The organism is Paenibacillus sp. J31R30 (genome assembly GCF_059692115.1).
Genome location: NZ_JCAUAV010000001.1, coordinates 1031984 through 1056233 on the forward strand (window position 1 = coordinate 1031984; position 24250 = coordinate 1056233).

At 45.8% G+C, this 24250-nt stretch carries 23 protein-coding genes and 1 other annotated feature; of the genes, 18 read left to right on the forward strand and 5 right to left on the reverse strand.

The window, feature by feature from the left end; genetic code table 11:
- The first annotated feature begins 14 nt into the window (after positions 1-14).
- The 12 genes from ftsZ to ileS all read left to right on the forward strand — a co-directional run bounded on the left by ftsZ (position 15) and on the right by ileS (position 11660).
- Positions 15-1139, forward strand: a complete 1125-nt coding sequence (gene ftsZ, locus AC58QO_RS03735) for a cell division protein FtsZ (RefSeq protein WP_497263950.1) — start codon at positions 15-17, stop codon at positions 1137-1139.
- A 233-nt stretch (positions 1140-1372) separates the two neighbouring features.
- Complete coding sequence (spoIIGA, locus tag AC58QO_RS03740) at positions 1373-2296, forward strand: sigma-E processing peptidase SpoIIGA (protein ID WP_497263951.1); 924 nt, start codon at positions 1373-1375, stop codon at positions 2294-2296.
- Positions 2297-2509: 213 nt separating this feature from the next.
- The gene (gene sigE, locus AC58QO_RS03745) at positions 2510-3232 is read left to right on the forward strand and encodes an RNA polymerase sporulation sigma factor SigE (protein WP_497241794.1); all 723 of its coding nucleotides are present in this window, start codon (positions 2510-2512) and stop codon (positions 3230-3232) included.
- A gap of 160 nt (positions 3233-3392) precedes the next feature.
- A complete protein-coding gene (gene sigG / locus AC58QO_RS03750; protein ID WP_056612640.1) occupies positions 3393-4175 on the forward strand; it encodes an RNA polymerase sporulation sigma factor SigG in 783 nt (260 codons plus the stop codon).
- A gap of 142 nt (positions 4176-4317) precedes the next feature.
- The gene (locus AC58QO_RS03755; RefSeq protein WP_497263952.1) at positions 4318-4617 is read left to right on the forward strand and encodes a YlmC/YmxH family sporulation protein; all 300 of its coding nucleotides are present in this window, start codon (positions 4318-4320) and stop codon (positions 4615-4617) included.
- A gap of 109 nt (positions 4618-4726) precedes the next feature.
- A complete protein-coding gene (gene pgeF / locus AC58QO_RS03760) occupies positions 4727-5590 on the forward strand; it encodes a peptidoglycan editing factor PgeF (RefSeq protein WP_497263953.1) in 864 nt (287 codons plus the stop codon).
- Positions 5591-5629: 39 nt separating this feature from the next.
- The gene (locus AC58QO_RS03765; RefSeq protein ID WP_497263954.1) at positions 5630-6316 is read left to right on the forward strand and encodes a YggS family pyridoxal phosphate-dependent enzyme; all 687 of its coding nucleotides are present in this window, start codon (positions 5630-5632) and stop codon (positions 6314-6316) included.
- A gap of 49 nt (positions 6317-6365) precedes the next feature.
- Complete coding sequence (locus AC58QO_RS03770; RefSeq protein ID WP_056612633.1) at positions 6366-6788, forward strand: cell division protein SepF; 423 nt, start codon at positions 6366-6368, stop codon at positions 6786-6788.
- 40 nt (positions 6789-6828) lie between these two features.
- Entirely contained in the window at positions 6829-7101 is a 273-nt protein-coding gene (locus AC58QO_RS03775; protein WP_497263955.1) for a YggT family protein, read from the forward strand.
- Positions 7102-7103: 2 nt separating this feature from the next.
- Complete coding sequence (locus tag AC58QO_RS03780; protein WP_497263956.1) at positions 7104-7886, forward strand: YlmH family RNA-binding protein; 783 nt, start codon at positions 7104-7106, stop codon at positions 7884-7886.
- A 151-nt stretch (positions 7887-8037) separates the two neighbouring features.
- Entirely contained in the window at positions 8038-8517 is a 480-nt protein-coding gene (locus tag AC58QO_RS03785; RefSeq protein ID WP_497263957.1) for a DivIVA domain-containing protein, read from the forward strand.
- 71 nt (positions 8518-8588) lie between these two features.
- Positions 8589-8836 (forward strand) — a binding site (T-box leader).
- Positions 8837-8891: 55 nt separating this feature from the next.
- Positions 8892-11660 carry an isoleucine--tRNA ligase gene (gene ileS / locus AC58QO_RS03790; RefSeq protein WP_497263958.1) on the forward strand — a complete coding sequence of 923 codons (2769 nt, stop codon included), beginning with the start codon at positions 8892-8894 and terminating at the stop codon, positions 11658-11660.
- A gap of 60 nt (positions 11661-11720) precedes the next feature.
- On the opposite strand, the gene AC58QO_RS03795 is transcribed toward ileS, so the two are convergent.
- Positions 11721-12458, reverse strand: coding sequence for a TraR/DksA C4-type zinc finger protein (locus AC58QO_RS03795; RefSeq protein WP_497263959.1), 738 nt, complete (start codon positions 12456-12458; stop codon positions 11721-11723).
- A 138-nt stretch (positions 12459-12596) separates the two neighbouring features.
- Here AC58QO_RS03795 and lspA point away from each other — a divergent pair, with 138 nt between their 5' ends.
- The 3 genes from lspA to AC58QO_RS03810 are packed head-to-tail and all read left to right on the forward strand — an operon-like array spanning position 12597 to position 15229.
- Positions 12597-13115: a signal peptidase II gene (gene lspA, locus AC58QO_RS03800; protein ID WP_497264384.1), complete on the forward strand. Its 519-nt coding sequence runs from the start codon at positions 12597-12599 to the stop codon at positions 13113-13115.
- Positions 13090-14040, forward strand: a complete 951-nt coding sequence (locus AC58QO_RS03805) for an RluA family pseudouridine synthase (protein ID WP_497263960.1) — start codon at positions 13090-13092, stop codon at positions 14038-14040. Before lspA ends, AC58QO_RS03805 begins: the two co-directional genes overlap by 26 nt.
- 34 nt (positions 14041-14074) lie before the next feature.
- Positions 14075-15229: an aminotransferase A gene (locus AC58QO_RS03810; RefSeq protein WP_497264385.1), complete on the forward strand. Its 1155-nt coding sequence runs from the start codon at positions 14075-14077 to the stop codon at positions 15227-15229.
- Positions 15230-15343: 114 nt separating this feature from the next.
- Here the strand turns inward: AC58QO_RS03810 and AC58QO_RS03815 are convergent, their stop codons facing one another.
- The 4 genes from AC58QO_RS03815 to AC58QO_RS03830 form a co-directional block, all read right to left on the reverse strand.
- A complete protein-coding gene (locus AC58QO_RS03815; RefSeq protein ID WP_497263961.1) occupies positions 15344-16465 on the reverse strand; it encodes an N-acetyldiaminopimelate deacetylase in 1122 nt (373 codons plus the stop codon).
- Between the two features lie 27 nt (positions 16466-16492).
- Entirely contained in the window at positions 16493-17203 is a 711-nt protein-coding gene (dapD, locus tag AC58QO_RS03820) for a 2,3,4,5-tetrahydropyridine-2,6-dicarboxylate N-acetyltransferase (protein WP_497263962.1), read from the reverse strand.
- A 72-nt stretch (positions 17204-17275) separates the two neighbouring features.
- Positions 17276-19156 (reverse strand): ABC transporter ATP-binding protein, encoded by a 1881-nt coding sequence (locus tag AC58QO_RS03825; protein ID WP_497263963.1) that lies wholly within the window; start codon positions 19154-19156, stop codon positions 17276-17278.
- Positions 19153-20877 (reverse strand): ABC transporter ATP-binding protein, encoded by a 1725-nt coding sequence (locus tag AC58QO_RS03830; RefSeq protein ID WP_497263964.1) that lies wholly within the window; start codon positions 20875-20877, stop codon positions 19153-19155. Before AC58QO_RS03830 ends, AC58QO_RS03825 begins: the two co-directional genes overlap by 4 nt.
- A gap of 410 nt (positions 20878-21287) precedes the next feature.
- Here AC58QO_RS03830 and pyrR point away from each other — a divergent pair, with 410 nt between their 5' ends.
- The 3 genes from pyrR to pyrC all read left to right on the forward strand — a co-directional run bounded on the left by pyrR (position 21288) and on the right by pyrC (position 24114).
- Positions 21288-21836 (forward strand): bifunctional pyr operon transcriptional regulator/uracil phosphoribosyltransferase PyrR, encoded by a 549-nt coding sequence (gene pyrR, locus AC58QO_RS03835; protein ID WP_497263965.1) that lies wholly within the window; start codon positions 21288-21290, stop codon positions 21834-21836.
- Positions 21837-21841: 5 nt separating this feature from the next.
- Positions 21842-22741 (forward strand): aspartate carbamoyltransferase catalytic subunit, encoded by a 900-nt coding sequence (locus AC58QO_RS03840; protein WP_497263966.1) that lies wholly within the window; start codon positions 21842-21844, stop codon positions 22739-22741.
- A gap of 89 nt (positions 22742-22830) precedes the next feature.
- Positions 22831-24114 (forward strand): dihydroorotase, encoded by a 1284-nt coding sequence (gene pyrC / locus AC58QO_RS03845; RefSeq protein WP_497263967.1) that lies wholly within the window; start codon positions 22831-22833, stop codon positions 24112-24114.
- Positions 24115-24250 lie beyond the last annotated feature (136 nt).

Below are 24250 nucleotides of genomic sequence, written 5' to 3' on the forward strand. Positions count from 1 at the left end.
GGGATATGGCTCATATGTTTGAATTTGATATGGATTTAGACCAATTGGCTCAGATTAAAGTCATTGGTGTTGGTGGCGGCGGTAGCAATGCAGTTAATCGCATGATTGAAAACGGTGTTAAAGGTGTAGAATTTATTACCGTGAATACGGATGCACAGGCTCTTCATTTGGCCAAGTCCGTACATAAACTACAAATTGGCGATAAATTGACCCGCGGTCTAGGCGCAGGAGCGAATCCTGAAGTCGGGAAGAAAGCAGCAGAAGAGTCAAGGGAGACGATTCTGAATACGCTTCGCGGCGCTGATATGGTTTTCGTAACAGCAGGAATGGGCGGCGGTACAGGTACAGGCGCTGCTCCAGTCATTGCGGAAATCGCGAAAGAGGTAGGCGCACTTACGGTTGGTGTAGTAACGCGACCGTTTACTTTCGAAGGACGTAAGCGTTCTTTGCAAGCAGAGCAAGGGATTGCAGCTTTGAAAGAGAAAGTAGATACGCTGATTATTATCCCGAACGATCGTCTTCTTGAGATCGTTGACAAAAAGACTCCGATGCTGGAAGCGTTCCGCGAAGCGGATAATGTTCTTCGTCAAGGGGTACAAGGGATTTCCGATTTGATCGCAGTACCAGGACTTATCAATTTGGACTTTGCAGATGTCAAAACGATTATGACAGAACGTGGTTCGGCCCTTATGGGGATCGGCGTAGCTACGGGTGAAAATCGTGCGGCGGAAGCAGCGAAGAAAGCAATTTCAAGTCCATTGCTGGAAACTTCAATCGAAGGCGCACGCGGTGTTCTGATGAACATCACAGGCGGTATGAACCTTAGCTTGTACGAAGTGAATGAGGCTGCGGATATCGTGGCATCTGCTTCGGATATCGAGGTTAATATGATTTTCGGTGCTGTTATTGATGAGAAGCTTAAAGATGAGATTCTAGTTACTGTTATTGCAACTGGATTCGAACATAAAGCGGCTCCCATTCATCAGTCTATCAAACGTCCAGTTACATCAAGCCAGCCAGAAACGGCAGCGCCTGACAATCGGCTGAACAATCTCAAACCATTTGGCGCACAGCCATCCAATGATCAATTAGATATTCCGACTTTCCTGCGTAACCGCGGGCGGAATACTGACAAATAATTACACAATAACTGTCTAGAGACCGAAGCCCTACTTGATGTAGATGCTTCGGTTTTTTGTTGTTCTATAAGCTTTTCTCGGGTGGACAAGCCCGCGCCAACTGACAAAAAAAGTAGGTTCCTACTAGCAAGTTTAGACAGACTTTGAACTTGGAATCCAATATACTGATTTAGAACCTTAAAGTTTCGTCACGAATTTGCTAGAAAGTGTCCGTCTTGGAGGTGAGGCATGGTATGGTCGTCTATGCGGATCTCATTTTCCTGCTGAACTTTCTGGTGGATGCGGCCTTACTTATTGTCACCGCAAAAACGCGAAAAATAGCGTTCAAATGGTGGAGAATCACGCTATCAGCTGCTTTAGGAGCATCCTATGTTGTCATGATGTTTTTACCAGTTCCAACCTTATTTTTTACATTTTCTGTGAAATGTATGTTTTGTACAGGTATGATTATAACCGCTTTTGCTTATGGTTCCTTACAAAATTTATTGCGGAATATGGGCACGTTCCTTCTCATTAATTTCGCTGTTGCCGGTGGACTGTTCGGCATTCATTATGTGCTCGCGTCTTCCTCCGATGTGATGAAGGGAATTGTATTCACACAATCTGGCGTGGCCGTCTTTCAATTTCAAATTGGAAGTATCCTGTTCGTGCTCCTCCTGCTGCTTCCCCTCATTTGGTGGTTTCGAACGGTGTTCCAAAGTACAAAGCAACGCGAGGTTATGACATCCTATTTGGCAGAAGTCACTATTTATGTGGGTGACTACATTGCCACCTGTAAGGGCCTTATTGATACGGGGAATCAATTGTATGACCCATTAACACGCACACCGGTTATGGTCATGGAGGTTGCTGAGTGGGGAGATGCACTTCCTGAGCAGTGGCTGCAACGGATACGCTCAGCCGATGTGGATCAAATCATTAGTGGGATTGGTGTAGAGGAGTTTATTTGGCAAGATCGTTTGCGTCTAGTTCCCTATCGTGGTGTTAATCGAAATACTCAATTCATGCTGGCTATTAAACCCGATAAGGTGGTGATCACTCATAATGATTCGCAAATGGAGGCAACGAAGGTGCTTATCGGACTCGACGGAGGAAAGCTGTGCAGCGATGGCTCCTATCAAGCAATTATCCACCCAGCATTGATCTCAGCTGGATAAAGCAGCTAATGCTCACGATGAAAGTTTTGCCAGGGCAAAACTCAGTTTACCACAATAGAAAGCGTAAATTTTCGGAACCCGAAAATATCTTTCTATTTGTCGATAAAACTTTCCTCTTAACGCGGTCGCTCATCTTTGAATGGCCTCGATAGAGGTTTTCTCACGCTTACGAAGAAAGTTTTGCCACAGCAAAACTCTTAGGAGGAAACTAACATGTTCTTGAAGTGGAAACTGCTTTTTCAACTAGCGTATTATCGAATTTTGATGCTGCTTGGTCTCAAAGGTGAGGAAATCTATTACATAGGTGGTAGTGAAGCTTTGCCACCACCGCTTACTCGTGAAGAAGAAGAATACCTATTGGAAAAGTTACCATCTGGGGATGCAGCTATTCGCGCTATGTTGATTGAGCGAAACCTGAGATTGGTTGTCTATATAGCGAGGAAATTCGAGAATACGGGCATTAATATCGAGGATTTGGTTTCGATTGGAGCTATCGGTCTGATCAAAGCCGTCAATACATTCGATCCTGAGAAGAAGATTAAGCTGGCTACTTACGCTTCTCGTTGTATTGAGAACGAAATTCTGATGTACTTGCGCAGGAATAGTAAAATTCGAACGGAAGTTTCGTTCGATGAGCCGTTGAATATTGACTGGGACGGCAATGAGCTGCTCTTGTCCGATGTATTAGGAACTGAGAATGATACGATTTATCGGAATATCGAGGAACAAGTGGACCGGAAGCTTTTGCATAAAGCGCTGGATAAGCTGAGTGAACGTGAGCGAATTATTATGGAGCTCCGCTTTGGGCTGCAGGATGGGGAAGAAAAGACGCAAAAAGACGTTGCCGACCTGTTGGGTATTTCGCAATCCTATATCTCAAGATTAGAAAAACGGATCATAAAGAGGCTGCGTAAAGAGTTTAACAAGATGGTCTGAAAATTTTTTTTGGCAGGAAATGTCGAAATTGTTCAGCAGTCACGGGAGGGAGCGAATCAGTACCCTTTTGTCAAGTGGCTGGCAAGGGGAAAGGGCAGGAATAAATCGACCGCTCACGGGGATAATTAACAGTAATGTTTCTCCTTGGGAGGTAATCACGGTGACCCGAAATAAAGTTGAGATATGTGGAGTTGACACCGCCAAACTGCCTGTGCTGACCAATGCAGAGATGCGTGAGTTGTTCACTGACCTGCAAACTAAACAAGAACGAACTGCAAGAGAGAAATTGGTCAATGGCAACTTAAGGTTGGTACTGAGTGTGATTCAACGGTTCAACAATCGTGGAGAGTATGTGGACGATCTCTTCCAAGTTGGCTGTATTGGTTTGATGAAAGCCATTGATAACTTTGATTTAAGTCAAAATGTCAAATTCTCGACCTATGCTGTACCGATGATTATAGGTGAGATACGCCGCTACTTACGAGATAATAACCCGATTCGCGTTTCTCGTTCCTTGAGAGATATTGCTTACAAAGCTTTACAAGTTAGAGACAGTCTGACGAATCAAAACTCTCGCGAGCCTTCCATTTACGAAATCTCTGAAGCGCTGAATGTACCCAAAGAAGATGTCGTGTTCGCACTTGATGCTATTCAAGATCCGGTATCCTTATTTGAGCCCATTTATCATGATGGGGGAGATCCCATTTATGTGATGGATCAAATAAGCGATGAGCGCAATAAGGACATGTCATGGATCGAGGGTATTGCCTTGCGCGAAGCCATGCATAAGCTAAACGCCAGAGAGAAGATGATCCTTTCCATGCGTTTCTTTGAAGGGAAGACCCAGATGGAAGTAGCAGATGAGATTGGCATTTCTCAAGCGCAGGTCTCAAGGTTAGAGAAATCAGCCATTTGTCAGATGCAGAAGCATGTAAAATCCTAAGTGCAATTAACAAAGACTGGAACGGCCTTGGTAGACAAGCCGTGAAGGTCTTTTTTCGTGTTTCAGGACATTTTGCCCAGTACAGACATATACTAATAAAAAATCGGTACAAATTCTAATGAGATATGTGGTGATAGGCCTCATGAAAATATCTGATTTCCAGACGAAGGACGTAATAAATATTGTGGACGGTAAAAAGCTTGGACAAATCAGTGATTTGGAGCTTGACCTGCGCCAAGGACGAATCGAGTCTATTGTTGTACCGAATCAAACCCGTTTCTTCGGATTGTTCGGGACCGGGACCGATGTCATTATTCCTTGGAAGCATATCGTGAAAATTGGTGCTGATGTTGTGCTCGTGAAGCTGGAAGACGTACGGCCGTACCGTCAAACGGATGACACCGAAGGGGTATATGAGTTTAATCGTCAGTTTCGAAACTGACGGTTGGCACACGATGTGAAGCAGTTCAGTAATATGAACAGCTGATCAGCCATCGTGTGTCTTTTTATTTTGTGCTAAAGTAGAGATATACAAGACAGAATGGAGGAGAATGGCATTGGAACCATTTGTCGTACAATCCAAAGAAACTACCGAGGATCAACCGGTCCTTTTAAACATAGCTGCATGGCTAGCTTCATTCCCTGAATTAACGGCGGGCTTCACCTCTCGCTTAGGGGGAGTAAGCCAGGCACCCTTTGCCTCTCTGAATTGCGGACTCCATGTGAACGATAACCGAGCTGATGTTGTACGTAATCGTGAGCGCATTGCTGATGCCTTAGGACAGTCATTTACGTCTTTTACGTATGCTGAGCAGGTACATGGGAAAGACATCGCTATCGTCAGTCTAAAAGAGCAAGGAATGGGGCGAGATAGCAGGGAATCAGCCCTACAATCGAAGGATGGCTTTATTACAAAGGAGAAGGGGATCGTTCTCTGCGCGCAATTTGCGGATTGTGTTCCGTTGTATTTCTATGATCCAGTGCAGCAAGTAGTAGGCCTTGCACACGCGGGTTGGAAAGGTACTGTGTTAAACATTTCCATGGCTACAATATCCTTAATGACACATACTTTTGGTAGTCAGCCCTCTGATATCCGTGCAGCTATTGGTCCTTCGATTGGAGTCTGCTGCTATGAGGTTGATGAGACGGTAGCATCGCGCGTTAGGCAAGTCATGGATGAGACACAGATGTCATATGATGAACAACAAGCTGTTATCACCGATAAAGGCAATGATAAGTATATGTTGAATTTGCAACAATTGAATCGAAAATTGATCGAGCAAGCAGGAATTTTGTCGTCCCATATCGAAGTAACTCAGTTATGTACGAGTTGCCGAACAGATCTCTTCTTTTCACATCGAAAAGAAGGGGGTTCCACAGGTCGAATGATAGCTTGGATCGGTCTGCGTCCGTAAGGAACCGGTAAGGTGTGTTGAATTGAGGTGTAGGATAAAATGAGCGTATTAGAACGCAAACAAGAGGTTGAAGCTCGGATTGCAGCTGTATGTCAGCAGTCTGGCCGTGAAGAAAATGAAATTAAGATCATCGCCGTTACCAAATATGTATCTTTAGAAACGACTGAACAAGTATTGAACACGGGTCTACTACATATTGGTGAAAATCGTTGGCAAGATGTGAAGCCGAAGTGGGAAGCCTTGCACGAGCGTGGAACATGGCACTTTCTAGGTCATCTGCAGACGAACAAGGTGAAGGATGTCATTGGGAAATTTGCCTATATTCATTCCCTAGATCGGATGTCGCTTGCAAAAGAGTTGGACAAGCAGGCTGCCGCATTAGGGATAGAAGTGAATTGTTTCTTGCAAGTGAATATATCCGGTGAAGCCACGAAGTATGGTGTATCGCCCCATGAGTTTTTTCAATTTGCTGAAGAAGTAAGTAAACTAGCGCATATTCGTGTATGTGGATTGATGACCATGGCTCCCTATGAGCTGGAATCCGAAGAAACGAGACCTGTATTTCGCGGTTTACGAGAACTGCGGGATCAATTGAACGAGCGGAAATTGTTTCCTTATGAAGTGAAAGAGTTATCGATGGGCATGTCAGGCGACTTTGATGTGGCGATCGAAGAAGGTGCAACTTGGGTGCGCCTAGGTACTGTATTGGTAGGCAAAGAAGGCTAGCGGTAGAAACTTTGAGTCCGATTTATGATGTTGTCAGGAGGGAACCACGATGGGTGTGTATAACCGATTTATGAATTTTCTGGGTCTCCAGGAAGAGGAAGAAATTGTGGAGCGTGAACGGATTGTAGAAGCAACGGAAGAACCTGAAACCAATCCTTACGAATTACGTAATAAAAATAAGGCGAATGTCGTTAGTATACATTCACAGAAAAATTCTCGCGTTGTCCTCAGCGAGCCTCGCACTTATGAGGAAACACAGGACATTGCGGACCATCTACGTGCTCGTAGAGCCGTTGTTGTTAATTTACAGCGAGTTCGAGGTGATCAAGCCATCCGAATCGTAGATTTCTTGAGTGGTACGGTTTACGCATTGAATGGGTCTATCTCTAAGCTTGGACCGAATATCTTTCTCTGTACACCAGATTCAGTAGATATTCATGGCCACATCTCCGAGATGATGGGCGAGGAATAGACGCATATCCCCAAACACAGAGACAGAGGTGGAAAACTACGTGAGTACCGTTTACGCTTTTTTAAACGTTGTTACAGAAATTTATTATTTCATGATTATTGGTTATTTGATCTTATCCTGGTTTCCAAATGCACGTGGCAGTTTTGTCGGTGGACTGCTCTCGAAGCTGGTTGAACCGTATTTGGCTCCATTCCGCAAAATCATCCCAAGCATCGGTTTCATTGATCTTTCGCCAATCGTGGCATTGATCGCATTGAAATTCGTCGTCATGGGAATCTTCGCGGTCCTTGATTTCATCGTGGGGATTTTCTAGTCTTGACGAAGGATATCTATGGACATTTTCACCCAGACGAGCACCATTTTGTCGACAAGGCCTGGGATTGGGTTGAAAGAGCTGCTGAACAGCATGCTGTGAAATTAACCGATTTCCTCGATCCCAGACAAGCGTTTATCTTGAACTCGCTCGTGAACCGACACCCGGATGTGCATTGCTGTTTCGATGGCGGTTATGAGGCAGCAGAACGTAGACGAGCCTTGATTGCCCCTGATTATCGGACTTTGGAAGGTGAAGACATGGCGATGGCTGTGTTGGCGGTTTCCTCGGGGGATGGCAAATTTCTAACCTTAGAACACGGAGATTACATGGGCGCCATTCTTGGACTCGGCATGAAGCGAGACAAGATTGGCGATATTCATGTTATAGAGGGTGGCTGCCATTGTCTGGTGACCCAGGACGCAGCCGATTATTTGCATTTGAATTTGTCCCAAGTACATAGAGTGCATGTTCAAACGGAATTACTTTCTTTGGACAAACTTGAGCTAGCACAAGTTCAGTTGGATGAACTGCATTTATCCGTAGCCTCCATGCGGATGGACGGTATTGTAAGCGACGTATTCCGGCTTAGCCGAGCCAAAGTGCTGCAACCGATCCAAGCAGGCCGTTGCCGCGTGAACTGGAAGCTGGAAGAAGATCCGAGTAAGCCTTTGAAGGAAGGAGACATGATCTCCTTGCAAGGCTTTGGCAGATTTAAAGTGCTTGAAGTGGAAGGCGTATCGAAAAAAGGTCGAATTCGTGTGAGGATTGGCAAGTTTGCATGATCGTGGATAATTTATCCACGAACTTTGCAGGAATTGCTAATTTTCTGTCGAACTGAACTGTATAGACATGGGTGTAGGCTAGCTTTCAGACAAGCTCAGCTTATACTTACGAAGTCAGTTTTGCTGCGCAAAACGCTAAGGAGGGGCACTGATGCCATTAACACCGCTAGATATACATAATAAGGAGTTTTCACGTTCGTTTCGTGGTTATGACGAAGATCAAGTTAATGAGTTCCTAGATCAAGTCATCAAGGATTATGAAGCACTCATTCGTGAGAATAAGGATTTGCAGAATCAAACGTTGGGCTTGCAAGAGCGTTTAGATCATTTCACGCACATTGAGGAGTCGCTGAGTAAGACGATCATCGTAGCTCAAGAAGCTGCCGATGAAGTCCGAAGCAATTCGAAGAAGGAAGCGCAATTGATTCTGAAAGAAGCGGAGAAAAATGCGGATCGGATTATTAACGAATCCTTGACTCGCTCTCGTAAAGTAGCACTTGAGATTGAAGAACTTAAGAAACAAGCTTCCATTTACCGCACTCGTTTCCGGACGTTGCTTGAAGCTCAACTTGAATTATTGAACACAGAAGGCTGGCAAAGCATGCAGTTTGAAACTGCAGAAGAGAAGTAATAAGGATTAGGGCAGTTCTCTCTTATTGACTATGCTTGCTAGATTGGGTATACTCCTGTTAAATGTATCGCAATAAAGCTATGACTGGAACGAGTAGGGCGTTATGAGCAGTGTCAGCGAATTAGGGTTTTGGTGTGAGCCTAATCTCTGCAGCGTACCGAATATCCCCCAGGAGCGTCTCTTGAAATGAGTAGAGAGAAACGGGTCATGCCGTTACACATGATCGAGTGAAGAAGCTCTGTTCGATTCGCCTAAAGGCGCATGTTCATGATGCTTTTTAACGAGGGTGGTACCGCGAGTTGAGTTTCTCGTCCCTTTTTGGGATGAGAGGCTTTTTTTGTTTTTTAGATTGAAGTAGGGATGGAGTGGAAAGCATGGATTATGGTAAAACATTAAATCTATTACAAACTGAATTTCCGATGAGAGGTAATTTGCCTCAAGCGGAACCGAAAATGCAAGAACATTGGGAAGCAGAAGACATTTATGCCAAAGTACAAGAAAGTCGTAAGGGTAGAACAAAGTTCATTTTACACGATGGGCCTCCCTATGCGAATGGAGATATTCATATCGGTCACGCACTAAACAAAGTGCTGAAAGATATTATCGTGCGTTTTAAAACACTACAAGGCTTCGACGCGCCTTACGTACCAGGCTGGGATACGCATGGCTTACCGATCGAGCAAGTGATCACGAACAGCGGTAAAGTCGACCGCAAGAAAATGACGGTTCCTGAGTTCCGTGAATATTGCAAGGAATATGCGCTGCAATCCGTTGAGAAGCAAAAGAGTCAATTCCAACGTCTAGGTATTCGCGGTGATTGGAAGAACCCGTACATCACGCTGCAACCGGGCTATGAAGCACAGCAAATTCGTGTATTCGGCACGATGGTGCAGAAGGGCTTCGTTTATAAAGGTTTGAAGCCTGTTTACTGGTCCCCGTCCTCAGAGAGCGCATTAGCTGAAGCGGAAATCGAGTACAAAGAGAAAACATCTACGTCACTTTACGTGGCTTTCCCAGTGAAAGATGGAAAAGGCAAGCTTCCAGAGGATGCGGCTATCGTTATCTGGACAACGACAGCTTGGACGCTTCCTGCGAACTTGGGTATTTCCGTACACCCAGAATTCGAGTATGCGGTTGTTCAAGCGGGTGGTAAGAAATATGTGCTGGCACAAGGACTTCTTGCAGCAGCGGCCAAAGAAATCGGTTGGACCGAATACGAAGTATTATCGACGGTAAAAGGCAGTGAGTTGGAGTTTGTTACGTGCCAACATCCGTTCTACGATCGTGAATCCCTTGTCATGGTTGGCGAGCACGTGACCCTAGAAGCGGGTACAGGTTGTGTTCACACAGCTCCTGGACACGGGGAAGACGACTTCGCTATCGGACAACGCTATAACATCGGCGTATTGTGTCCTGTGGACGATCAAGGTCATTTTACGGCTGAAGCGCCTGGATACGAAGGCTTGTTCTATGAAAAAGGCGGCAAGCTGATCATCGAGAAGCTGCAAGAGTCTGGTCTTTTGCTTAAAGCTGCGGACATTCAGCATCAGTATGCACACGATTGGCGAACGAAGAAGCCTGTCATTTATCGTGCGACAGAGCAATGGTTCGCTTCGATTGATAAGTTCAGACAAGAGATGCTGGATGAAATTAAGCAAGTGAAATGGACGCCAGAGTGGGGCGAAGTTCGTCTACACAACATGATCGCTGATCGTGGAGACTGGTGTATTTCTAGACAGCGGGCATGGGGCGTTCCAATCCCGATTTTCTATTGCCGCAGCTGTAATGAGCCGCTTGTCAACGAGCAAACGATTGAACATGTTGCCCAATTATTCGAGCAAGAAGGCTCCAATGCTTGGTTTATCAAGGAAGAGAAGGATCTACTGCCGCACGGTACAACGTGTACCAAATGTGGTCATGGCGAGTTCCGTAAAGAAACAGATATCATGGACGTATGGTTTGACTCGGGCTCCAGTCACGTTGCTGTTCTTGAGTCTCGTCCAGAGCTACAATGGCCTGCGGATCTGTATCTCGAAGGTTCCGACCAATACCGTGGTTGGTTCAATTCATCCCTGATCACAGGTGTAGCTACAAGAGAGAAATCGCCGTACAAAGGCATTCTAAGTCATGGCTTTACGCTGGATGGAGAAGGGCGCAAAATGTCCAAATCCATTGGTAACACGATTGACCCGAATGTGGTATGCGGTAAATTAGGCGCTGATATTCTTCGTCTATGGGTTTCATCCGTGGATTATCAATCCGATCACCGGATTTCGGACAATATTTTGAACCAAACGACTGAGGTTTATCGTAAAATCCGCAACACGATGCGATTCTTGTTAGGGAATTTAAGTCAATTTAATCCAGCGACTGATCGTGTGGCTTATACAAGTTTATCCGAGCTTGATCGCTATGCATTGATTCGTTTGAACCGTATGGTTGAGAAGGTTATCAAAGCTTATGAAGCTTATGAGTTCCATGTTGTGTATCAAACGATCCACCATTTCTGTGCTGTTGAGATGAGCTCCTTCTATTTGGATATCATCAAGGATCGTTTATACGCGAATGCGGCTGAGGATCCTGCACGTAAAGCCTCGCAAACCGTGCTGTATGCGGCGCTAACCGCGATTACGAAACTGATCGCACCGATTCTTCCACATACTGCGGATGAGGTTTGGAAGTACATCCCTGGGGTTGGATTAAGTAGTGTTCAGCTTGCGGAGCTGCCAGAAGTAGACACGAATATTTACGACGAGGAATTGGAAAATAAATGGAATTCCTTCTTGGAAGTACGCGATGACGTTCTTAAGGCGTTAGAAGAGGCGCGTAAGGAGAAAGTCATTGGTAATTCCTTAGGTGCAGCTGTTCAATTGTATCCGAATGAAGCGATGTTTGCCTTGTTAACACAATTCGAGCAATTGGATCAGTTGTTCATTGTATCGGCTGTTAACTTACACCCAGTAGGTACATCAGTACCTGAAGGTGCACTTCAGTCCAAAGATGTAGCCATTGCAATCGCTGTTGCAGACGGTGAAAAATGTGAACGCTGCTGGATAGTGACGCCTGAGGTTGGGCACAGTAAAGAGCATCCAACACTCTGTGTCAGATGTAACGATGTTGTAACTGCTCATTATCACGAGTAGAGGAAGCAAACGAGCTTGCGCAAATTGCGAAGCTCGTTTGTCCTGTTTTTAATCAGGCTCTCATTCGTCGTCCAGATTGGCAGATCTTTCGGGTTCAAGGAATGGATCGCCTTCATCACTATGCATATATTCGTTATAAGCTTTACTACGTACGATTGTGACATGCTCACCATATAGATCTGTGGCTACAAAGCTTTCGAAAGATTCTACATAGCCTTCCAGCTCATCGGCTTCGATGTACATGTCGTTGTAGCTTTCGACTTGATTGCTTTCAGCGAAAGCAGGTGAGTTTGAGGTTCCCCAACTTTCTACAATTTGCCAGGCATCTTCACCATCAAATTCAGTTTCATCGTTTCGTTCATCGAAGCTCGTTCGACCGAAAGGCGGGTATAGCACTTGCTCTTCAACTGGGCGACGGAAGGATTGGTCGGGATCTGGTACATGTTCTATGCTGTATAAAGTTGTGGGAATGGCTTGTAGGCGTTCATATGGAATAGGTTGGTGGCTAAATACACAAACACCGTATTGGCCACTTTCCATACGAGCTAAGGCCTCATTAACTTGCTGCAAATGCATCTCCGCGTGTTCATTGAGCGATATATCTTTGGCTCGTTCAAAAACTTCGGATCCGACATCAGCAGGATGATTATCATACATGGAGAGCTCGCCTATGGAATCAGAGAAAGAATTAGCGAGTCCAAAGTGATCATTCGTGGCAAAATGCTTCTCAAGTGCAACCTTTTCCTCCAACAGTTGTACATATAACGTTTTTAATTGCTCATCGGTTAAATGGCTCATAGGTCATACAGCTCCCTTCTAACAGCTCATTCATACCGTTTATGATGCCGATAGACCGCTTTTTTTAGTGAGGTAATTCCTTGAAAAATAGGAATGAACAAGCTTTAACATTGTAGGAGGTACACGAAGATGAAATATTTGAAATATTACTTGTATGCACTTCTTGCATTCATTCTAGATCAAGTTACGAAATGGATCATTGTGAAAAAGGTTCCGCTCGGCGATGAACGCTCTGTCATTGGAGAGTTTTTCATGATTACATCCCATCGTAATCGCGGCGCAGCCTTCGGCATTTTACAAAATCAACGTTGGTTTTTCATCGTTGTAACTATTGTCGTGCTGTGCGGTATTATTTGGTACATGCAGCGTACTATTCGAGAAGGTAAGGTATTCTTACCCTTCGCATTGTGTTTACTATTAGGAGGAGCACTCGGCAATTTCGTCGACCGTGCCTTATTCGCAGAAGTTGTGGATTTCTTTCAATTTACATTTGATTTTAACTTTTTCGGCAAAGAAGTCGATTATATTTTCCCGATTTTCAATGTAGCGGATTCTTGCATCGTGGTCGGGGTTATCCTGATATTTATCGAGTCGCTGCTAGCAGCACGAAAAGAGAAAAAAGGAGCAACACATGAACACAAACCAGACCTCACCTGAGTCCGTGTCCCAAGAACCGATTGAGTGGACAGTTGAAAATCAGTTTGCCAACGAACGGATCGATAAATTTATTACGGAAGCGTTGGAAGAAGATATTTCTCGCACACTTGTCCAACAATGGGTCAAAGACGGTCACGTTAAGGTGAATGGGAAAGCGGTAAAGCCCAATTACAAATTATCCGTTCATGATGTAATAGCGTTAGTGATTCCAGAGCCTCAAGGTGTGGAACTGCTCGCCGAAAACATTCCTCTGAATGTTGTGTATGAGGACAGCGATGTGATCGTAATCAACAAGCAGCGAGGTCTCGTTGTTCATCCAGCGCCAGGGCATTATTCGGGCACCTTAGTGAATGCGTTAATGTACCACTGCCAGGATTTGTCCGGCATTAATGGCGAGCTGCGTCCAGGTATTGTGCATCGGATTGACAAGGATACATCAGGCTTAATTATGTCAGCCAAAAATGATAAGGCTCATGCGAGCCTCGCGGAGCAACTGAAGGCGCATACCGTAAACCGTAAGTATATTGCCCTGGTGCATGGATATATTCAACATGATCAAGGTACCATCGATGCGCCAATTGGACGCGATTCTCATGATCGTAAGATGTATACCGTTACGGAGAAAAACAGCAAAACGGCAGTGACACACTTTGTTGTCATGGAACGTTTTGGTGACTTCACATTGGTCGAGTTGAAGCTGGAAACCGGCAGAACGCACCAAATTCGCGTTCACATGAAGTTCATCGGCCATCCGCTAGTTGGAGACCCGATGTATGGCAAGAGCAAAGGCATGTTGATGGAAGGTCAAGCGCTGCATGCTGCGATTCTAGGCTTTAAACATCCAAGGTCAGGGGAATGGCTTCAATTTGAAGCGCCGATCCCACCTGATATGGAGAACTTAATATCAACGATACGGACAACCTAGTTCTTGTTCAATGGAGAGAGGAGAGCTGCATGTGTTGGAGCATTTGATTAACCCGCAAGTGAAAGATATTCAAATTTCCGGTATTCGCAAAATTTCAAATCTAGTCAGCACGATTCCTGGTGCATTGACATTAACCATTGGTCAGCCTGACTTCCCGACGCCGCGGCATATTATCGAGGCGGGTCAAAGGGCTTTGGATCAGAACAAAACTGTCTACACGCAAAACCCTGGTCTGCTAGAGCTTCGTGAGGCTGTGTCTAACTTCGTAAAGGTCAAGTATGGACAGACTTATCGCGCTGCGGATGAAATTATCGTAACAGCGGGCGCGAGCCAGGCTGTGGATATTACGCTGCGGACGATTTTGACACCAGGTGCTGAGGTTATCATTCCGGCTCCGATTTATCCCGGGTATGAGCCTTTAATTCGGTTAGCTGGTGGCGTGCCTGTCTATGTGGATACGAGAGAAAATGGCTTGAAATTAACAGCTGAGCTGTTGGCTCCGTATCTCACAGAAAAGACGCGCTGCGTGATCCTATGCTACCCGTCGAATCCGACAGGTCAGGTGCTTACCGAGAAGGAAATTGCTGATTTGGCTGCATTATTGACAGATCGGGAGTTGTTTATTTTATCCGATGAAATTTACAGCGAGTTGGTGTATGGGGTTCGTCACCATTCGATTGCTACAGTTGGCAAGCTGCGGGAAAAAACAATCGTGATCAATGGCTTGTCCAAATCCCATGCAATGACAGGCTGGCGTATTGGCTTTACAATGGCTCCTGCATACCTCACAGAGCACATGGTGAAAGTCCATCAGTATAACGTGACCTGTGCTAGTTCAGTAAGCCAGTATGCCGCCTTGGAAGCGTTGACGGTAGGGATCGACGATGCGCTTCCAATGCGTGAGGCTTATGTTGAACGCAGGGACTACGTCTACGAGCGATTACTCGCTATGGGCATCGAGCTTGAAAAGCCAGACGGCGCCTTCTATTTGTTCCCTTCCATTGCGAAGTTCGGCTTATCCTCGCAAGAGTTTGCGATGAGGCTGCTGCAGGAAGAGCATGTCGCAGTTGTGCCAGGTGATGCTTTTACTTCCTATGGGGAAGGGTATATCCGCATTTCATACGCCTACGCACAGGACGTGCTAGAGCAATCGCTGGATCGACTTCAGCGGTTTGTAGGTAAGCTTTAAAAGAAAAAGGACCATCGCTGTATCAGCGGTGGTCCCTTTTTTGCAAAGAGAGGTAAACCAAAAAGCCTCCCAATCATCCACCAGAAGTGGAGTAGATCGGGAGGCTTTTTCAATCTAGCTAGACTTATATCGCAGATAAGCTGTAATCGTATCGATGGCTACATCGATTGCACGCTCATCGGGATCAAGCTTGGCATTATGTAGGCCGTGAGGTGTATCCACCCCTAACCAGAACATAAAGCCAGGAATTTTCTCTAAGAAGTAACCAAAGTCTTCGCCAGTCATGGCTTCCGTGCATTCGAACAATGTAACGTTATCGCGTCCGCGAAGCCAGTCCATGAACTCGACAGTCAAGGCAGGGTCATTGTACACTTGGCGATAATTCGAGCCCCAGTCAATGGTGACTTGGCATTCGAAAGAAGCTTCAATGCCCGCGGCAACCGCTTCAATGCGTCCTTTGATCTTGTCCATAGATGCAGCAGATAGCGTGCGAATCGTGCCCTCTAAGCGAGCCTTCTCCGCGATAATATTCTGCTTCGTTCCAGCTTCCATTTTGCCAATCGTGATCACAGCGGAATCCAGTGGATTCACATTCCGTGACACGATCGTTTGAAGCTGCCCAACCATCTGCGTTGCCGCGATGATCATATCGTTTGCTTGATGCGGATAGGCTGCATGCCCGCCTTTGCCAAGCAAATCTATGAACAGCTCAGATGTGTTGGCGAACAAGATTTCAGGTCTGACAGCGATGGTGCCGACCGGATACTCCGGCGCAATATGGAGCGCGACCATCTGGTCAGGCATCCAGTCCTGCAATTCCTCAGCAGCAAGCATAGGTAACGCACCGCCTGGACCTTCTTCAGCGGGTTGAAACAACACGACGAGATCATCCTGCATCGGAGCCGTCACGAAGTGTGTCACAACCCCGATCCCAATGGACATATGAAAATCATGCCCGCATGCATGCATAAAGCCTGGATGCTGTGAAGGGAAGGGGAGCGTGGTTTCTTCCGTGATCGGAAGACCGTCCATATCTGCGCGATAACCGAACCGCTTGCTCGGGTTTAATCCTTTAATATAGACCAGAATGCCCGTTCGCCATGTGCGGATCGTGAGCCGATCCTGCGGCAGCTTGGCCAACTGGTCAAGCAGAAGCTGCTGCGTTTTGAACTCTTGGAACCCCGGTTCCGGGATTTGATGAAGCTGACGTCGCAGCTCTACGAAAGGGCTAAGCATAACGATTTCCTCCAGATCTAGATCACCTTATAGGGTACGTAGGTCTGCTAGAATTTCGGTTTTGGACTTTGTTTTATCGTCTACTTTTTTGATAACACGTGCAGGTGCGCCTGCAACGACTGTGTACTCTTCAACGTCTTGGGTTACGATTGCGCCAGCAGCTACAACGGAACCTTTACCGATGCGTACGCCTTCTAGAATAACCGCGTTAGCGCCAACAAGTACGTCATCTTCGATCACACAAGGTTGTGCGGAAGGTGGCTCGATAACGCCAGCGACAACTGCGCCTGCGCCGATGTGACACATTTTGCCTACTTGTGCACGTCCGCCAAGAACAGCGTTCATGTCGATCATCGTACCATCACCAACAGAAGCTCCGATGTTGATGAGTGCGCCCATCATGATAATCGCGTTATCGCCAATATGTACTTTATCGCGAATTACCGCACCTGGCTCGATACGAGCGTTGATGTGCTTCAAATCTAGCGTAGGAATAGCAGAGTTACGACGATCATTTTCAACTACGAAATCAACAACTTTATCTTTGTTAGCTTCTAGAATCGGTTGAAGCACGCTCCACTCACCGAAAACGACACCGCTTCCGCCTGTAATGAAGGCTTGGCTGCCTTCGCCGAACTCAAGGCCTTCAAGGTTTCCTTTTACATATACTTTCACCGGAGTTTTCTTTTTGCTTTCTTTAATAAACTGGATAATTTCTAGGGTATTCATTTCGGTCATGGTGACATCTCCTTCAAATTTATGATTGACTCTCCTATATTAGCAGAAAGGAGGCGTTTGAGCCAATCTGTTTCATACAGCTTTTTGTGCAAATTGACTTTGATAGAGCTCGGCATAGAAGCCTTGCTGTTCGAGAAGCTCACTATGCGTGCCCTGTTCAATGACGGTTCCTTGATTCATCACAAGAATGAGGTCCGCTTCTCGGATAGTTGATAATCGATGAGCAATCACAAAGCTCGTGCGATTCGCCATCAAATTATTCATAGCCCGTTGAATGGAAACTTCCGTCCGCGTATCGACGCTGCTCGTTGCTTCATCGAGAATCAAGATAGCTGGATCGGCTAGGATCGCACGTGCAATGGTTAGCAGCTGCTTTTGACCATGGGATAGATTGGACGCTTCTTCATTCAAAATCGTATCATACCCATCCGGCAGCGTTCGTATGAAATGATCTGCGTAAGCCGCGCGTGCTGCTTCAATGATATCTTCCTCTGTGGCACCTTGTCGTCCATAAGCAATATTATCGCGGATTGTGCCATTGAACAGCCATGTATCCTGCAATACCATACCGAACAGTCCCCGGAGGTCACTTCGTGTTATATTGCGCGAATCAATACCATCGATGGAAATACGGCCGTTATGTAATTCATAGAAGCGCATAAGGAGATTAACGATAGTCGTTTTACCGGCTCCCGTAGGTCCAACGATGGCAACGGTTTGACCCGGTTTTACATCGATATTCATATTGGTAATTAACGTCGTATCCGATTTATAAGAGAAATTGACATCTTCGAACTGTACATGACCATGTACTTCTTTCACGTTCTGTGCTTCTTTTTTCTCCAGGACTTCCTCTGGCTCATCCAATAATTCAAAAATGCGCTCTGCCGCTGCAATCGTAGACTGGATCACGTTCGCGATATTCGCCACTTGTGTGATCGGCATGCCAAATTGACCAGAGTATTGAATGAAGGCGAGAACGTCACCGATTTTAATCGCGTTATGGGTAACCATGACACCACCGATGACACTCACGAGGACATAACCAATATTCCCGATAAAAGACATCAACGGAAAAATAAGCCCTGAAATAAACTGTGCCTTCCAGCCGGAATGATACAAGCGATCATTAATTTCATTGAATTTCTCAATAGATTGCTTTTCTCTGCCAAAAGCTTTCACGATCGTATGTCCAGTATACATTTCTTCGACATGGCCGTTCAGTTCACCCAGTGTGCGTTGTTGACCTTTAAAATATTGTTGGGAGCGGGTAGCAATCATTTTGGTTCCCAAAATGCTGAGCGGCAAGGTAATAATTGTCGCTAATGTGAGTAGCGGACTGATTGTCAGCATCATGATAATGATTCCGATTAAAGTGACGAGAGACGTAATGAGCTGCGTCAAGCTTTGCTGCATGGTGGAACTGATCGTGTCCACATCATTCGTAGCACGGCTCATGGTGTCGCCATGGCTTCTTGCATCAAAGAAGGAGAGCGGAACACGCGTTAGCTTCTCACTGATATCTCGTCGTAAATTAAATACGATGCGCTGCGTAACTTTTACCATGATTAGTTGCTGGATATACATTAAAATGGCGCTGAACACGTATAGAGCAGCTAGGATAAGTACGATCTGCAGGATCGCATCGAAATCGATTTTGGCACCTGCGATGCCTTTGAGCTTGCCGATAGCGCCTTCAGACAACTTGGTAACTGCGTTGCCCATCAATTTTGGGCTAATGATACTAAATAACGTGCTTAATATAGCTGCAAGGAGTACAAAGGAAATGGAGACACGAAATGGCTGCATGTATGTCATGAGTCTTTTTAATGTACCCTTAAAATCCTTCGCCTTCTGAACAGGCATCCCCATGCCAGCCATTCCGCCACGTCCAATAAAACCTGGATTCATGCCGGCTGCTGGACGCTGCGGTTCTTTTGGTTTCTCACTCATGCACTTTCCTCCTCTGATAGCTGAGAAGCAACAATTTCTTGATAAACCTCACAGGTTGTCATTAGCTCACTATGGGTACCGATCCCTGCGATTCGTCCTTCATCCAAAACGATAATTTGGTTCGCATCCATAATGGTGCTGACACGCTGCGCGACAATTATCATGGTTGCACGTGATGTTTCAGATTTAAGTGCAGCGCGAAGCTTGGCATCTGTTTTGAAATCAAGTGCAGAGAAGCTGTCGTCAAACACATAAATGTTCGGTTTGCGAGCGAGTGCCCTTCCAATGGCAAGACGTTGTTTCTGACCACCCGATAGATTGGTTCCGCCTTGGGCAAGTGTAGCTTGGAAGGTGTCTTTCATGCCGCTGATGAAATCAGCTGCCTGGGCTGTTGTAGCAGCAGAAGCTAGCTCCTCATTTGTCGCTTGATCATTCCCGAATCGAAGATTATCTGCAACCGTGCCTGAGAAAAGTACGGCTTTCTGCGGCACATATCCAATTTGATTCCGAACACTCTCTAAGGAGAGAGAAGGGAGCGGCTTACCATTCAACGCTATAGAGCCGGACTCAACATCATAAAAGCGGAGCAACAAATTAATGAGTGTCGTTTTGCCTGAACCCGTTCCACCTATAATAGCTGTAACTTCTCCGGGTTTCGCACAGAAAGAAATATCTTGAATCGCTGGCTGCTCAGCTCCAGGATAACTAAATGTTACGTGATTAAATTCAACGACGGTTTGGTCGTCTTGGAGTGTCTGTGCGTTATCTGCACTATGTATGTTGGATTGAATGGCAAGGACCTCATTAATTCGTACAGCAGAAGCGGATGCGCGTGGAATCATCATGAATATCATGGTCATCATGAACATGCTGAACATAATTTGCATCGCATACTGGATGAAGGCCATCAAGTCACCGATTTGCATTTGGTTGCCGTCAATTCGAATTCCGCCATACCAAAGAATGACGACAATGCCAAGGTTGAATACGAGCATCATGATGGGCATCATCGTAGCCATAATCGTATTGACTTTGATCGCAATTTGGGTGAAATCTTGATTTGCACGTTCGAATTTCAATTTCTCATGGTTGGAACGATTAAAAGCACGAATCACACGAATACCCGTTAAATGTTCACGCAGAACAAGATTGATTCCATCAATTCTCACTTGCAAAGCTTTGAATAAAGGTAGACTTTTTCGCATAATAACTGCAATAACAAGAACTAGAATGGGGATAACAGCGTAAAGTACAATCGCGAGATTAGTATCCTTATAGGAAGCCATAATGACACCGCCAATGAGCATGGTAGGCACCCCGATGAACATTCGCATCATCACAACTAATTGCTGTACCTGTGCGATATCATTCGTCGTTCTTGTGATAAGTGAAGATGTACCTAGTTTGTCAAACTCATGCAAAGAAAAACTCTCGACATGGGTGAAGATGTTGCGTCGCAAATCTCTCCCAAAGCCAGTTGCGGCCTTCGCAAGCAAGTAACTTGCAACCATGACACAAGCCATACCTCCCATAGCGACTAGCAGCATATAAGCCCCATATCGCAGAATGTAACCCACATCTCCTTTCACAACACCGACATCCACGATGTCAGAGAGGAGTGTTGGCAGATACAGCTGAGCAAGCGATTGCAAGAGCATTAATGTAATGACGGCAATCACCGAGGCTTTGTAAGGCTTCAAAAATCGAAACAATTTGAACATAGTTTCCTCCTTAACATTTTGACTGCATAAAACTGGGATTAATTAGGTGTAGAAAGTGAATTTATATGTAAATAATAACACATGGCACAAATCTTGCCCAAGGAAAGAATGATTATAGCAGGATGAAAAAAATATTGACTTATCATGTCGAAAGTGGCATAATCCTTTTAATTACATATGTGCCTTTAAAAACAGTCCAGAGAGGCTGGCAAGGTAAAACGATAAGAAAAGTCGGGTAAATCTGAGTCGATGATTCAGTAGCTTGAGGATGTGCGCATCCTGCAGCCCCGCTCTATCTCTTTATGCACTCGTAACTCCTTGCCATGAATTGGGCAAGGAGTTTTTTGGTTTTCCGGCCAAGAAAAGCAAGTGAATGCTGACTAAGAACGTTTTGCCAGGAGGCGAAAACAATGAATGAGACCGCCGAACACACCATTATTGATGAAATGGGAATTCGTAGAGCACTTACGCGGATTGCACACGAGATACTGGAAAAGAATAAAGGTGTAGAGGATTGTACCTTGATTGGGATTCGGACCCGAGGCATTTACTTAGCGAAGCGAGTAGCAGAACGGATTCTAGAAATCGAAGGCATACCGATTCCTGTAGGCGAGATTGACATCACATCCTATCGTGATGATCGTGTGAAGGTGAAATCGGTAGAAAATGTACAAGAAGGCGGCAAGCTGCAGATCCAGGATCGCAAAATCATCCTTTTCGATGATGTGCTCTACACGGGAAGAACGGTGAGAGCGGCAATGGATGCGCTGATTGATTTGGGAAGACCGCAAATGATTCAGCTGGCTGTACTTGTGGATCGAGGACATCGGGAATTGCCGATTCGACCTGATTATGTTGGGAAGAACGTACCAACCTCCAAGAGTGAAAGTATTGAAGTCATGTTAACGGAAATTGATGATAAAGATGAAGTGATTATTCTAAGGGGGAAACAGGAGTGAGTAGCATGAGCACAACAACAACTAGACATTTCTTGGGACTGAAAGGCGTCAGCGCAGAGGAGATCACAAGCCTACTGGATCGTGCAGCCTATTGGGAAAACAACCCCAACAAAGTAACAAACCAATTTCATGGAAAATTCGTTTCTAACTTATTTTTTGAAAATAGTACAAGAACTCGGTTCTCTTTTGAGCTAGCGCAAAAGCGTCTTGGCGCGGATGTCCTGAACTTCTCGGCAGCGGAGTCCAGCGTACAAAAAGGAGAGTCCATCTACGATACGGTTCGGACGCTTGAATCGATGGGCATCGATGCTGGTGTCATTCGACTGAAGCCTAATGGTGTGCTTCAAGAATTGGCTGAGAAAATCAAAATCCCGCTCATCAACGCGGGGGACGGCAATAACGAGCACCCAACGCAAGCGCTGCTTGATTTCTATACGATGCGCAAGCAATTCGGCGCTATCAAAGGCTTAACGGTCTCCATCATCGGAGACATTCTGCACAGCCGTGTTGCGCGCTCCAACCTCTGGGGCCTGATCGCCCTAGGAGCGAAAGTGCAGTTCTGTGCTCCACCTAGTATGCAAGCACCGGAGTTAGCACAGTTCGCACCTTATGTCAGCTTCGAAGAAGCTTTGAAAGCGGACGTAGTCATGATGCTTCGTGTGCAGCTGGAACGCCACGATACAGGGCTCATCAAATCTGCTGAAGAATACCGCGAGCAATTCGGATTAACGGTAGAGCGCGCAAGCCGCATGGCGCCTCATGCGATCATCATGCACCCGGCTCCAGTCAATCGCAACGTTGAGCTGGATGATGAACTGGTTGAGCATGAGAAGTCCAAGATTTTCACGCAAATCGCTCACGGCGTGCCAATTCGCATGGCAGTCATCGAACGAGCTTTATCATAAAAATACCCCACAAAGTGAAGCTAAGCTCTGAAGTTGATTCCGATTACTTTGCGGGGGCCCCAAACGAATACTAGGAGGACAATATCACAATGGGAATTTGGATTCTAAACGGACTTACCGTGGATGTTCATAATGTTCAAACGAAGAAACACATTTTGGTAGAGAATGATAAGATCGCACAGGTTGTAGATGCTTCGAACGGTGAGACCCCGCAAACAGGTGGTCATGAAGTTATTGACGCTGCCGGCAAGCTTGTATCACCTGGCTTTATTGATATGCACGTTCATTTGAGAGAGCCTGGCTTTGAACATAAAGAGAACATTGCAACAGGAACACGTTCAGCAGCAAGAGGCGGATTTACAACGATTGCCTGCATGCCAAATACAAGACCGGTTATTGATACCGTTGATACGGTAAATTACATATTAGATAAAGCTGCAACAGAAGGCGTTGTGCGCGTTATTCCTTACGGAACGATCACGAAGAACGAGCTAGGCCGTGAGCTCACAGATTTCGCAGCTTTGAAAGAAGCGGGCGTTATCGGATATACAGACGACGGCGTTGGCGTACAAAGTGCGCAAATGATGAAGGATGCGATGGCACTGGCTGCATCACTCGGCATGCCGATCATCGCACACTGTGAAGATGATACTTTGGTTGTGGGAGCGCCGGTAAACGAAGGGACTTTCGCGACGAAGCATGGCTTGAAAGGCATCCCGAACGAATCCGAAGCGATTCATGTAGGCCGCGACGTATTGCTAGCCGAAGCAACTGGGGTACACTACCACGTATGTCACGTCAGCACAGAACAGTCGGTTCGCTTGATCCGTCATGCGAAACAGTTCGGCATCAAGGTTACTGCTGAGGTATGCCCGCATCATCTTCTTCTCTCCGAAGAAGACATCCCAGGGATGGACGCGAACTGGAAGATGAACCCGCCGCTTCGTACGCCGCGCGATGTACAGGCTGTCATCGAAGGACTTGAAGATGGCACCATCGACATCATTGTGACAGACCATGCGCCTCATACGGAAGAAGAGAAAGCGAAGGGCATGATGCTCGCGCCTTTCGGAATCCTCGGTTTCGAAACAGCTTTCTCCTTGTTGTATACGAAATTTGTTCTTACAGGCAAATGGACACTTGGCTTCCTAGTAGACCGCATGACCAAAAAGCCAGCCGACGTATTCGGTCTTCCATACGGAACATTAGAAGTAGGCAGCGCGGCAGACATTACGATCGTTGACCTAGAGACGACGAGAGCTGTTCTTAAAGAAGAGATCGTATCGCGCAGCAAGAACACCCCTTTCATCGGTTGGGAGCTGCAAGGCTGGCCGGTTTTGACGATTGCTTCGGGTAAAGTCGTTTGGTCATAAAATAGCCTTAATTTTAAAGCCTAAATCACGATAAGCATCTATACGATGAATGAAAAATCGTGTATATTTATACAAGAAGATTTATTTTTATGCAAGTCCGTGAAGCGTTACATCGTAAGCATGACATCTGCGGTTC